Below are 14,710 nucleotides of genomic sequence, written 5' to 3' on the forward strand. Positions count from 1 at the left end.
ATGAAGGTGGCAGTTATTAACCGCCACCAGATTATTGACAGTTCCTGTTTGTATGGCTTTATCTGACTCTTTAAGCTATCGTTTGTGGAACTGCCTTTTGAAATAATATTTTTAAAGCTGTTTTTATCGGGCAATTATAAAAGGTATACTTTTTTTATACCTGCTATTTTTTACTGATAAGAAATAGGAACCGGCAGAAAATGTACTCACATCCAGAGTTTGTATCAATTGTGAGGCACTATTTACAGTTAAAACTTTTAGTCTTTGACCTGCAAGATTATACACTGCCATTTCGGTTGGTTCTGTAATTGCCAAATCGAATTTTACCTGAAGCTTATCATTTACCGGATTAGGATAAATCATCACTGTTTCATTAGCCGGTATTTTGTTTACATCACCAACCGATAATGCAGTTGCGCTCTTAAGCAAAACTGCCGTAGTTGACAAGGCTGGTACAGTAATAGTAAATGCATTTGAATTAACACTTACAGAACTCTTTTTTAAGGCATTATCAGTATGAGATACAAATGTTTCCGTTGCTGGCAGTGAAGCAAGCTGTAATGTTTCAGAGTTTCCATTTTCGGCAGAGAAGCCGGCAAGGTTTACCGTTACAGTACGTGATGCGTTCATATCCTTGTTCACTATCATTACAGTCATTGCATCTGCAGTTTGGCTAACAGTGGTATAAGCTGAAACTGTGTTTTCAAGTGAAGAAGTGCTGGAAACACTATACTCTTTTGCATAACGGCTGAAAAGATGTAAAGTTTCCCACATACCAACAGACCAGTTCCATGGGCAAAATAATTCAACACCATTGTTGGCAAACGTACCCAAATGTGAAGCATATATAACAGATTCAAGGTTTGGATTGCTGCCTGACATGGTGCCCCATTCGCTTACACCGGGAGTTATGCCGTGGTTTGCACCAAAATGTTCGGTTAACCAGTCGTCGATACGCTTGAAAATATATTGTTTTTTAGGTGTGTTCTCCCAACCACCGGCAATTGTTTTAATACCGTTTGAACCCGGGTAATCATAATTTGTATCATAATAAATTCGGTGTCCCTGCAGTGCCGCAGCATCATTACCATCATACCAAGGGTAGTTGTGAATATCCAATACATCAACCAGTTTCATACCGGTTGCTTTATACTCATCGCCAAGGCGTTTTATAAAATATTCCATCCAGGGATAATAACGACCATTGATGTATATATCTTCATCTGACCATTTGTACCAATGCCATTCAGAGGTGTTAACGGGGCCACAAAGCTTGATACCAGGATATATAGCTTTTGCTTTCTTCGCTAACTCGATGTAGCGATCCATAAAGTCAGCCGCCGACAGCAGCGTTGGCATAGCCCAATCATGCGTACCATGCCATATATCTGCCTCGTTGTCCATATTCCAATATACAAACTGCTCTTTGTTAAGCCCTTTACCTCCGGCTCCAAACCAATCATTTAGGATTCCAACAGAAGAGTCTGCCGGCCATGGTATACTGAATAATTCAGGGTTTCCGTCAACCAGGGCCTTGCTGCCGCCAGCTGGATTAACAACCCCACCACCGGCTAAATTCTGGCTATGACCCGACCAATACTGCGCCTGGTTGTATCCCCAGTCGTCGAAATTGTTATTGGAGTTGGACGCAGCCCTACCCAGTAACTGAAAGGCAAACATACCCTGCATATCAGGAAAGGCGGTATTAATTTTCTGCGCCGCAACACCCCAATCTGTAGTATAAACATTATTATACCAGTCGGGATGAACAGTAAGTTTTGCCTGCCAGTTATATGCTGATGCATTATTACCGCCATTTAGACGTGTAAAACGTAAGCCTATATCTTTATAAAATTGGTCCGGACGGTCAAAGAAGTCATTTTTTCCATAAATGTATGGTGACACCTTTTTTTTGTTTGCTACAGCATCTACTGTAATCTGAACAGCCTGAGCAAACGTTGCAGTACTAGTAAGAGAACAAAAGCTTACTATAAAAAAACATTTTTTTAAGTACAAAAATTTCATGTTCATATCTAATTTATTTATTTACTACTATAATTTTTTTAAGTTGGTGTTGTGAATTATTACTTATTTTTACAAAATACAATCCATTGGATAAATGAATGGGGATGTGTAAAACAGGTTCTTTGGTTACCGTCTTGCTCATTACCAATCTGCCCAATGCATCGAAAATCTCAATTTTATCAAAATGAAAATCAGCTGAATTAACGATCAGCTCGTTAGAAACCGGGTTTGGATAAACAGATACAGCAGCAGCAGTTACTTTATTGACATCCAATTTTACTGCTTGTATATCCATGTAGTTAAAGTTGAATCCTGCCTTCGTTGCAACTACTTTCAAATAGTGTTTGCCCTGACTTATAGTAATATTGCTGACAACTGATTCGTAAACCTGCCAATGGCCTGTATTTGGTGCAGAAACGCTGCCCACACTTATATCGTCAATATAAAAGTTAATCATTCCACCAGTATTTGGCGATGCAAGTCGGAAGGAAATTTGATATTCCGTATCAGGTGAGTTGTTTTCAATCGCATATTCCGCCCAATTTCCGTCACCGATATGTCCTAAATTCTGTCCACCTCCTACATCACCGGTAGTTTCCGCCTGCATTCCTGATTTAAAAAGAAAGTTTTCGGCTTCGATTTTACCGGGTACTGCCTTATATGAAGGTGCACTCAACTGATTCGTAATGGAGAAATTATTAAAAACTTCCAATAATCCTTTGTCGGCAGCCATTATACTTTGCTTGGCATAACTTATTGTTGCCACATCGCCATAGTGCACACTTTTTGACAAGGTAAACCGAATGGTTTTATTGGCTACAGTATAACCCGAAAACGCGATGTTAGTTCCGTTTAGATTAAGGGTAATATCTCCGGATTGCGTATTGGTCATTGTCATTTGTTTGGAAAAATTTAATGACAATGTAGTACCATCGTCCTCGATTTTCCCTGAAGTTATATGTACTGGCAAACCATTTGAATTGTTGGTTACGGGAAAATTGGAAATAGTTTTCAGCAAACCATTTTCTGCAGAAGCAATATTATTGCCCGAATAAGTGAGCGATAGATTATAATCCCTGTAAATCGTTTCTCCAAGAGAAAAGGACAAAATACTGGTATCGTTATTGAAAAATGAACCTTGAAGGGCAGAAACAATCTTTTGTCCGTTGTATTCGACATTCAGTTTTAAAGCAGATACATCCACAGGAAGCTGCATTTCCTTGTTAAACTTCACAAGAAGTGCATCACCGTTTGCATTGACAGAAGCTTCGATTATTAGGGGCGAGGCACCTGTAAGCAGATTGTCAACATTTTTATCTGAAAAGTCTATCAGTTTCTTTTCATAATCGGCAGAAACAACATTTCCATTAGCATAAGAAATTGTAATAGTATTGTCTTTAAGGATATTTTGACTTAAATCGAATGTCAATTTATTGGTATCAGATAGAACGATGCTGTTAATATTGGCAGTCACACCATCGATTTTTACAGTGAAGCCACTAAAATTAGCTGCTGCCACAACAGGTTTTGTCAGCACCAGCTGAATTTGATTTGGATTACTATCGGTTACCGAGGCAGATTCAAATTCGGAAACACCATCCTTTAATGAATATTTGCTGCAAAAGTTCCAAATTTCCTGGCTGGAGAATATCCCATCGGCACTCCAATTGTTATCAGAATACCAATGTCCCACTCCTGCAACAGTTATAGATACCATTTCAACCTTTTCTTTTCCAAGCCCCCAATATTTTTTTACGGATTTGGCTGTGGATACGTTGGCTGGGTATGGATCGGTAACCACTGGTGTTGTTGGGCAACCATTTCGTGCTATCCAGGCATCCATACATTCCTGCACCCTGCTATTTGGTACAAAATCATCATCCTCTCCATGTATATGGATGATAGGAATTGGTCTTGAACTGTTGGTATCTGGTCCTCCCATCAGGAAACCACCAACCGGGGCGTAAGCAGCTATTTTATCGGCTATTTTTGTAGCGGCATAATAAGTCATCATTCCGCCCATTGAAAATCCCGAAAGATACACGCGATTACGGTCAATTCCGTAACGAACACTCATCTCTTCAATAATAGCCAAAATGAAATTGATGTCATTGTCGCCCCATAACTGCCAATTTTCTCCATCCGATTGCGGGAATACAAGGACAAAATTATTAGACTGGGCAACCGACTGAAATTGGGTTTGGTTTTTTTGATCGGACATCGTTTGCCCCCTTCCGTGCATGGAAATAACAAGAGGTCTGTTTTGTTCAATCCCCGTGGGTGCATAAACAATCATTTGCCTTGTTGCTGTTCCGACCTGAATGGATTCCTGTGCTGTCGAACAGAACGAAATCAGAAAAAAGCTCAACAATACAAATAGAAATTGCCTGCTAATAATTTTTTCCGCAGCAATGGTTATTCTGGTTTTATCCTGTGCTTGACTGCCTTGTAATAATTGGTTATGCATCATTGTCTGGTTTGGTTTAATTTATATTTTCTATTATTATTTTTTAATCGAATGCTTCTTGACAAAATGTGTATCATAATGTTTGGCTTCGATAATAACAGCCCTATGCTAAAATAAAATCTGTCAATATATATTTACAGGTTCATCATATTTAAGATCACCTTTTATTTCTCCATTTTATAAATCTGCTCCATCAATTGCCATTTTTGGTCAGCGGTTGCCTCGGCAGAGCTGTCCTGAAATTGCGACATATGTGCTTCCCATTCGCTTTGGCGAGGCTTTAGGGTCAATTCGGACATCGCCTTGTCGTGATCAAAATCAGCTATGGTATCCATAATCATGAAAAGTTTTGTTCCCAAAAGATAGATTTCCATGTCGATAATCCCAACCTCTTTCATACCCTGGGTTATTTCGGGCCACGCAGCTCCTTTGGCGTGCGCTTTTTTATAGGCTTCTATTAATTCCAGGTTGTTACGCAATTCCATGGTTTTGCAGTAACGCTTATTTATTATATTATTTTCCTTCATTTGATCCTTTTATGCAATATTTTGCTTTAAAATAATACCAAACGATATTATATTTTAATCCAAATTATTCTGGTTTAATGCCAATCATCGTTAAGCAAATAAACTTAATCAGCAACAATCTTCAATTTTATATACTAGACCATCAATCAATTTGATGGATAATTTTCTCATTTATCTTAATTACAGAAATTTAAAATTCCTTATCTATAAAAACCAACACTTATTGGTAATAACCACTAACAGCTGCTTAACTCCACATTTCATCATTATGCTCGAAGGAGCTCTCTAACGCAATCATTCGATACTCTTTTCTTCTTGATCAGAAGAGTATCCATTTTTTAATTTTTTATGGATTGTAATATAATTAAGGCTGCTCCACAATTCGTAAAAACAGTCTTATTTGGGTATTTCAATTAGACTTCTTCAAGCAATTATTTTAAAAAGCTGCGTGTAATTTACACGCAACTTTTTTTATTTCTAATCAATAATTCAATTGTTATTTTTTAATAATCTTGAATGATTTTGAATCCTTTGCATTTGCACCTTCAACTTTCACGATATAGACTCCTGATTTCAATGAAGATCCCATTGACAATTGGCTGGAAGATGCTGATTTTGTTGATTCTACTTTTCTTCCCAAAACATCAAAAACGCTAACTTGAAGCGGCCCTTCTGAATTTGCTGCATCAACTTTAAATTCGCTGGCAAATGGATTTGGATAAACCTGAACAGAATTAGCCGTAAAATCTTTTGTGGATAATGTAGCAGCAGCAGATAGTTTCATATCATCAAAATAATAAACATCATTTGCCACAGTTCCGCCAGTTAAATCCTTGTCAAAAGATACTCCAACTATATTATAATATCCCCAAAAATTACCAGGAGCCCCGTATTGAATGTCACTACAATTAAATTCGACTGTTACCCATTGATTAATAGTAGTCACGCTTTGGGTTTTCGTTGTAAACTGTGGATAATAGCCGTTATTTTTAAATTCAATACTTACAACTACGGGCTTATTTACCCATACTTTCATAGTAAAATATGGATTGGTTACAAAATCAAAGTTAGGAAGAACTGCACTTCCCACATCTTCAGAGCTAAGTTGTGCATTCGCACCACCGTTAGCTGTGAATTTACCTACATTGGCAGATGTGTTAATCCCAGAAATATCTGGATTAGCTACTTTTTCAAATGCTGTATCTGGCCAGGTGTCATTCCAGCCCCCTTTAAAAACTTGATTTGCATTTACAGTATCAAAATCAAAAAGCATTTGTGCATTGGCTACATTTAACATCCCTGTTAAAGCCAAAAATAATAGTGTAATTTTTTTCATGGTAATTGTTTTTTTTTTGATTAATAAATATTAATTAGAAATAGGTAATAATTTGTTTAAAACAACTGGAGGCAAATAGTTTTAGGTATAGGTGGTTATCTCTATCTAGTCCAGTTATTAAAAACAATTTCTTTGAAATATTTTTCGTCTTTTAAACTAAAAATAAGTCTGTATGTTTTCTTTATTTTTTATTTTATTTTAAGCACTATTGCAATATCGTTCGGGATAATCTTCGGTTTTATAATTACCAATGAATCGGCATATTGTTTCCACGAAAGTTTTTCTTTACTGCCAAGAATCTGGATATTCTTGATTTTGGCTTTGTTTTTATTTTTGCCAAGCGATTTTAAGCAGATATTCCTGGAAGGCACTCCTAAAAGAGTGGCGTAAAGAATTTTCCCTTTTTGATTATAGCGGATGTCATTTGCAGACAACTTTACTTTTCCTTCATTGAAACTTTTGTATTCACCAGGTTTTACAGCATCTGAAGCTGGTCCTTCACCATAGAGCTTCCATGGCCGTGTATCAAAAATGCTTTCTTTGTTCACCTCCATCCAGGCCGCTATTTTTTCAAGAATGGCAACCTCCTTATCATCGATCGTACCGTCTCCCTTAACAGGAATATTAAGCAGCAGGTTTCCATTTTTACTGACAATATCAACCAACATGTGAATTACTGTGGCCGCGGATTTGTATCCATTATTTTCATAAACTGATTTACTGTAATGCCAGTCGCCAATACAGGTACAGGTTTGCCATGGGAGGTTTTCAATTTTATCCGGTGCTCCTCTTTCTACATCCCATACCATGCATTTTTTTTGTTCATCGTTCAGCATTTTCCCGAACAGGACAGCCTCCAGCTTGTTATTGTGGGTTGCCATATTATGGTTATAGAAATCAGCCGCAATTTTTAATCCTGCATCGCTTATTGGGTAAAGCGGCAATACGCTATCATCAAAATAAATCAAATCTGGATTGTATTTATTGATAAGGTCTATAGTACGATTATAGAATTTTTCACAGTAAGCCTGCGAAGGTATCGATGCGCCATTGTTCCAATCCCACTGACCCCAAAGAGCAAATATATCTTTATCGCTTTCTTTGCTTAAAGGATGATTTTGAGCATAAAGTTCAGCTGGATCAAGACCTTCCCACCATGTTCCTTTACCATCGGCTTTGGTAAGTTTTCCGTCGTAGGGGATTCCTGCAAATGCTCCATTTATATCTGATCGCTGAGATGTTTCAAACCACGTCCATGTATGTGAAGCGTGTACACTAAGTCCAAATGGAAGATTATATTTTTTGGCTGCTTTTGACCAGCCAGTTACAATATCTTTCTTAGGTCCAACGCGTACTGAATTCCATTCCTGGTATTTACTATCCCATAAATCCAGATTGTCATGATGGTTTGCCATGGCAAAGAAATATTGGGCTCCGGCACGTTTGTACAGCGCTACCAATTTTTCAGGATCCCAATTTTGGGCTTTCCAATCATTAATGACTTCCTTAAATCCAACTTTGGATGGATGCCCGTAATGTTCAACAAACCATTTATATTGTTCACTACCTTCGTTATACATGTGCCTTCCAAACCAGTCCCCTTGTTCCGGCTGGCACTGAGGCCCCCAATGCGCCCATATCCCGAACTTGGCATTGCGGAACCATTCAGGGGTTTTATATTGCTGCAGCGATTGCCAGGTTGGTTTAAACTTTCCGGCAGCAACCGGTTCATTTCCCTCCCTTATCGGAGATACATAATTTTCCTGAGCTGCTAAAAAATGTGAAAACAGGATACAAACCACTATAAACCGGTCAATTTTCATATGTCTTTAATTATATTTATACTTTTTTAAAATCTCAACAAAAAGATCCACTAATACTTTTAGAAAATAAAACAGTTTTTTGTTCTCACCCCGACCCGACCCTCTTCAAAGGAGAGGAGCTAAAAAAATCGGATTATTTTATATTCTAATATGGTTCCAGCAATTGTTGAGATAAAACTAACTTCTGCGATTTCTCCTTTTAGGATTAATTAAACAATGATTTATTTTTTAATAATCTTAAATGATTTTGAAAAATTCAAGTTTACTACTTCAACCTGCACTATATATAATCCCGGTTTCAATGAAGCCCCCATTAACAAATGCCCTGAGTCAGGAGAGGATTCTGCTGCTTCTACTATTTTTCCCGTCATGTCAAAAATGCTAACACGGATTGGTTCATCCGATTTTTTAGCTTCAACCTTAAAATCATTAGTAAATGGATTTGGATAAAAATCTATCGAAAAGCTTGACTCCTCTGAAAAATCATTTTTAGACAAGATAACAGGAGGATCCCAGTAAATTATGCCTCTTGCTCCGCCAGCACCCATATATACTCTTCCATCAACATTCATGTCCCCGATAAGCAATGGTGCACCCCCAAACTGATGGGCATCATCATTCATCCTGAGCCATGTAGCACCCTGATCTGTTGATCTGAAAAGACCAGTGACACCTGACACCGTTCCCCAGATGAAAATAGTAGGATAGCTCGCTCCGGACATTGTTTTTCCTATCCCGATAGACTTGCAATACGTTACATTGGCAACAGTTATATAAGCCGCCCCGGCGTTGGTCGAGTATTTTAATCCATTACCGGCAAGAGGCACCCAAATATGCCCTTCAAAACCGGGCACTGTCCGGATCAAGACTGGTTGCCACGGATGATTCGCAGTTGACGATCCCGGCGTACCTACTAATGAAAAATTAACTCCCTTATTGGAACTTCTGAACATCTCCCCAGTCCATGGATGGTATATGTAGAAATAATTTGAATTTACTTTGTCAGCCACAGGAGCAGCATCTCCGACGGATACACCCGAACAGCCAGACCAGCTTCCCCCGTTATTGGTCGTGTACGAGGTAGTTGTGGATCCCCAGGGGCAATGCAGTATAGTGCCTCCATCGGCGCTGATGTCTACCCTTCCTTGTACACCTACATTAGTGGCGGCCCCCGTCCATGTAGCCCCCTTGTCGGTGGAATAGTAAACAACGTTTCCCCCATTACTAATTCTTACTACTTTGTTTGGGTTGCCGGCAGCATAGGCAATGCTCGTATTATTAGTGCCACCCACAAGTTTAGCTGAATGTGAAGACGGAGGAGAAGTCAGTGATTCATGCACAAAGCCTGATTCGTCTCCCAAAGCAGAAATAAACGGACCTCCCGGAATGCTTATCCCGTCAAGGAATGCTGTCTCTTCAAGTCCTACGACATCATATTTCCATAAAGGATTAGTGGCTGTAATATCAGAACAGGTATATATTCCTCTTCCGCCGATTACTCGCACTTTCGAAAGATTATCCTGGTCAAACTCGATACAGTCCATCCAGTTTAATCCACCGGCATGCCATCCCATGCCATTATTATCGAAGGTAGCGTTGTTTCCGTTCTTAAGTGTCCAGGTCGACCCTCCATCCGTAGACAAGAAAATATAGTCTCCCCAGCCAATACCAAACTGGTGGTTCGAATATATGTTAAAGGTAGAAACGATTACTCTGTTCACATTAGTGGGGTCTATACTTACTCCTCCGTATGAATAATCCTGTGATTGAACGGGTGTGACGTTAGTCCAGGTCCCTGTAGATGTGTTTAGTTTATATAACTTTCCATTTCCATTGGTATCATCCCCACCAGCTCCATCCGCGTAGGTAACATACATGGTAGTTCCCTGTAATGCAATCCGATGCGGCATAAAACTGGTGGTTGGTGAAATGTCAGTAAAGCTTGCCCCGCCATTTGTACTCTTGTAGATGTTCCCTCCACCTGTGCGGGAAACTCCAATGTAGATGGTTTGACTAACGCCGTTTACAACACTGCCTGAAGGATCAAACAAAACAAAACATATTCCGTTCAAGTTTGGAGTTGTCGTTACGCCATTCCAGGCAAGATTCCAGGTAACACCAGCATCGGTACTCTTCCATAATCCGTCAGCTCTGGTTCCGCAGAACAAGATGTTACTATTTTTGGGATCAACTGCAAGACGTTCTCCGTTACCTCGCCCGTTCCCATTTCCATGCGTTTTAAATTTGGAAGTGACATCTGTATAAGTAAAAGTATTTCCTTTATCCGTAGATTTCAATATCGCTGTTCTTCCGAAGTTTGTATCTCTATTCCCGCAAAACATATAAATATTATTGGCATTCTGAGGATCAATTTCCAAAGCGTCCACGGCATACAATCCATGATCCGACTCCTTTAGCCAGTCCAATAGCTGAATCCATTTATTGTTTGCGGCATCCCAGCGATAAGCTCCGCCCACATCCGTGCGGCAATACCTATCGCCAGATGTTTTATGGGTAACAATCCCTGTCACAAATCCGCCTCCGCCGATGGGAGCATTCTTCCAGGTATAAGTCTGCGCCTTTGTTAAAACAGAGCTAAATACCAAAATAAGGTATAAAAAGAAAGTTTTTACATTACATGTATTGTTTCTCATAAATTAATGGTTAATAGGTGTATGATTTTATAGTACTAATTCAAAGCATTGGCTTAAAATTTTATTGTCTCTACTTTTCTTCCAAGTATATAAAAAATGGAAACGCGAAATAGTTAATCAGAATTTGTTGCATCAACTTTACAACGTTAACAAATAGGATTTGGATAAACCTTAATTGAATTGTCGTATAATTGGTTCGATTCAGTCACTGGCCTTACTGCTTCTTTCCAGTAATTTTAAAATTATCAAACATTATAGCATTCGCAGTATTGGGATTCATTCTGAGGCTTATTGTTTTATAATTTCCTGAAGGCAAAGCAACCAATTTTGTTTCTTTAGACCACCCTCCACCACTAGCAACTGTAGGTAGAGTTACCCAAGAAGCACCGCCATCAACACTTGCTTCAATTTTTGGTGCTACAGCATCTCCTGCTGCTTCAACAACAAATTCATAAGACAGGTTTAAATTTGTAAAACCAGCCACATTGATATTAGGTATGGTAACAGCAGCGCCTTTAGATTCTATTTTCAAATTATATTGCTCACCCCAGCCTTGACGCAAATTTATATTGGCATCGCCAGCAGTTTTTAGATCTATTCCACCACTCCATGTTCCAGCCTTTGTAGATGGTTTAAATGAATGCATTTGTTCATCACCAAGGATGGTAACATTTGATTCAAAATTTTCGGCATATATAGTTTGCTGTGCATTGGCTAACATCCCTGTTAGAGCAAAAAATAATAGTGTGATTTTTTTCATATAATTTGTTTTTTAAGTTTATAAAATATTGATTAGAAATTAAGTAATAATTTGTTTAAATTGTTTAAATGACCCATTGGAGGTTGTTAACGTTAAACTCTAATTATTCCAATGGGCCAATAGGTTTTAAAAGCAAGTTTTTATTTTTTAAGAATCTTAAATGATTTTGAGAAATTCAAGTTTACTCCTTCAACTAGCACTATATATAATCCTGGTTTTAATGAAGATCCCATTAACAATTGTCCTGAGTCAGGAGAGGATTCTGCTGCTTCTACTTTTTTTCCCGTAACATCAAAAATGCTAACACGAATTGGTTCATTCAATTTTGTAGCTTCAATCTTAAAATCATTAACAAATGGATTTGGATAAAAATCTATCGAAAAGATAGACTCCTCCGAAATGTCCTCTTTAAACACCGAATTCATTTTTGCACTTTGCCCTACTATATTCATAGACCATTGCTGATTAAAACTACCACTCTGACTCCATTGATATAAATCAACACCATTGGTTGTACTACCCATTCCATCGAGATACAATCCTGTAACTTTATTCTTAAACTTAACATAACTTCCTGCAGTTTCGAGTGTCCAATATTGTGCATCGCTGCCACTATAACTATATTGCCCTGCTGTGGAACCATTGGCGGTACTGTACATGCCATCAAGGTATAAGTTTGAAGCTCGATTTTTCAGCATCACATAGTTTCCAACCGTTTCTATTGACCATTGTTGTGCAGTGGAGCCACTGTTAGCATATTGCCCTGCATTGGAAGCATTGTCGAACCTGTACATACCATCCATCAGCAAACCAGTACTCCTATTGGCTAAAGTAACGTAGGACCCTGAAGGAACAAAAGGTGCTACAGGCTCCCAGTAAATCACGCCTCTTCCCATTCCAGGCCCCATATATACTCTTCCTTCAACATTCATGTCCCCGATAAGCAATGGCGCACCCCCAAACTCATGGGCATCATCGTTCATCCTGAGCCATGTAGCACCCTGATCTGTTGATCTGAAAAGACCAGTGACGCCTGACACAGTTCCCCAGATGAAAATAGTAGGATAGCTCGCTCCGGACATTGCTTTTCCTATCCCGATAGATTTGCAATACGTTACATTGGCAACAGTTGTATAAGCTGACCCGGCGTTGGTCGAGTATTTTAATCCATTTCCGGCAAGAGGCACCCAAACATGTCCTTCAAAACCAGGTACTGTCCGGATCAAGACTGATTCCCACGGATGGTTCGCATTTGATCCGCCCGGCATACCTACAAGTGAGAAATTAACTCCCTTATTGGAGCTTCTGAACATCTCCCCGGTCCATGGATCGTATATATAGAAATAATTTGAATTTACCTTGTCAGCCACAGGAGTAGCATTTCCGACGGACACCCCCGAACAGCCAGACCAACTTCCTCCGTTATTGGTCGTGTACCATGTAGTTGTGGATCCCCAGGGGCAATGTAGTATAGTGCCTCCATCGGCACTGATGTCTACCCTTCCTTGTAAGCCCACGTTTGTGGCGGTGCCCGTCCATGTAGCGCCCATGTCAGTGGAATAGTAAACAACGTTTCCCCCATTACTAATTCTTACTACTTTGTTTGGGTTGCCGGCAGCATAGGCAATGCTCGTATTATTATGACCACCCACAAGTCTAGCTGACGGAGAAGACGGAGGAGAAGTCAGTGATTCATGCACAAAGCCTCCTTCGTCTCCCAAAGCAGAAATAAACGGACCTCCAGGAATACTTATCCCGTCAATGAATACTGTCTCTTCAAGTCCTACCACATCATATTTCCATAAAGGATTAGTGGCTGTAATATCGGAACAGGTATATATTCCTCTTCCGCCGATTACCCGCACTTTCGAAAGATTATCCTGGTCAAACTCGATACAGTCCATCCAGTTTAATCCACCTTCATGCCATCCCATGCCATTATTATCGAAGGTAGCGTTGTTGCCGTTCTTAAGGGTCCAGGTCGACCCTCCATCCGTAGACAAGAAAATATAGTCTCCCCAGCCAGTACCAAATTGGTGGTTCGAGTAGATGTTAAAGGTAGAAACGATTACTCTGTTCACATTAGTGGGGTCTATACTTACTCCTCCGTATGAATAATCCTTCGAATGAACGGGTGTCACGTTCGTCCAGGCTCCTGTAGAGGTGTTTAGTTTATATAACTTTCCATTTCCATTGGTATCATCCCCGCCTGCACCATCCGCGTAGGTAACATACATGGTAGTTCCCTGCAATGCCATCCGATGCGGCATAAAACTGGTGGTTGGTGAAATGTCAGTAAAGCTGACCCCGCCATTTGTACTCTTGTAGATGTTCCCACCACCTGTGCGCGAAACTCCGATGTAAATGGTTTGACTAACGCCGTTTACAACACTGCTTGAAGGATCAAACAAAACAACACATATTCCATTCAAGGTTGGAGTTGTCGTTACACCATTCCAGGCAAGATTCCAGGTAACACCAGCATCGGTACTCTTCCATAATCCGTCGGCCATGGTTCCGCAGAACAAGATGTTACTGTTCTTGGGATCTACCGCCAGACGTTCTCCGTTCCCTCGCCCGTTCCCAACTCCCTGCGTTGGAAATTTGGCAGTGACATCAGTATACGTGAACGTATTTCCTTTGTCAGTGGATTTTAATATCGCCGTTCTTCCGTAGTTTGTATTTTTATTCCCGCAAAACATATAAATATTATTGGCATTCTGCGGATCAATTGCTAAAGCGTCCACGCGATTAAATCCAAGTTCCGACTCATTTAGCCAGTCTAATAGCGGAATCCATTTATTGTTTGCAGCATCCCAGCGAAAAGCTCCGCCTATGTCCGTGCGGCAATACCTATCGCCAGATGTTTTATGGGTAACAATCCCTGTCACAAATCCGCCTCCTCCGATGGGAGCATTCTTCCATGTATAAGTCTGCGCGTTTGTTAAAACAGAGCAAAATATCAAAATAAGGTTTAAAAAGAAAGTTTTTAAATTACATAGGTGGTTTTTCATAATTTAATGGTTTAATTGGTTAGATAGTATAGAAGCCCTTTAAATATTATTCTACTTTTTTGTTTCAAATTCTGAATCATCTGAACTCAAAAACGCTTTATTAC

General features: G+C 39.5%; 8 protein-coding genes. All 8 read right to left on the reverse strand.

From position 1 onward, the window contains the following. Positions 1-123: 123 nt before the first annotated feature. On the reverse strand, positions 124-2,031 hold the full coding sequence (locus tag J2W48_RS12960; protein WP_310281994.1) for a T9SS type A sorting domain-containing protein: 1,908 nt from the start codon (positions 2,029-2,031) through the stop codon (positions 124-126). 7 nt (positions 2,032-2,038) lie between these two features. Beyond that, positions 2,039-4,495 carry a carbohydrate-binding protein gene (locus J2W48_RS12965; RefSeq protein ID WP_310281996.1) on the reverse strand — a complete coding sequence of 819 codons (2,457 nt, stop codon included), beginning with the start codon at positions 4,493-4,495 and terminating at the stop codon, positions 2,039-2,041. Positions 4,496-4,656: 161 nt separating this feature from the next. Continuing rightward, positions 4,657-5,019 (reverse strand): L-rhamnose mutarotase, encoded by a 363-nt coding sequence (locus J2W48_RS12970; protein ID WP_310281997.1) that lies wholly within the window; start codon positions 5,017-5,019, stop codon positions 4,657-4,659. 496 nt (positions 5,020-5,515) lie between these two features. Next, entirely contained in the window at positions 5,516-6,355 is an 840-nt protein-coding gene (locus tag J2W48_RS12975) for a T9SS type A sorting domain-containing protein (RefSeq protein WP_310281999.1), read from the reverse strand. 188 nt (positions 6,356-6,543) lie between these two features. Next, positions 6,544-8,178 (reverse strand): alpha-L-fucosidase, encoded by a 1,635-nt coding sequence (locus tag J2W48_RS12980; RefSeq protein ID WP_310282001.1) that lies wholly within the window; start codon positions 8,176-8,178, stop codon positions 6,544-6,546. Between the two features lie 221 nt (positions 8,179-8,399). Then, on the reverse strand, positions 8,400-10,832 hold the full coding sequence (locus J2W48_RS12985; protein WP_310282003.1) for a T9SS type A sorting domain-containing protein: 2,433 nt from the start codon (positions 10,830-10,832) through the stop codon (positions 8,400-8,402). A 214-nt stretch (positions 10,833-11,046) separates the two neighbouring features. Continuing rightward, a complete protein-coding gene (locus tag J2W48_RS12990) occupies positions 11,047-11,592 on the reverse strand; it encodes a hypothetical protein (protein WP_310282005.1) in 546 nt (181 codons plus the stop codon). A gap of 140 nt (positions 11,593-11,732) precedes the next feature. Beyond that, entirely contained in the window at positions 11,733-14,606 is a 2,874-nt protein-coding gene (locus J2W48_RS12995) for an RICIN domain-containing protein (protein ID WP_310282008.1), read from the reverse strand. Between the last annotated feature and the right edge of the window lie 104 nt (positions 14,607-14,710).

The sequence above is a fragment of the Flavobacterium piscis genome (genome assembly GCF_031457575.1).
GTDB classification, from domain to species: Bacteria; Bacteroidota; Bacteroidia; order Flavobacteriales; family Flavobacteriaceae; genus Flavobacterium; species Flavobacterium piscis_A.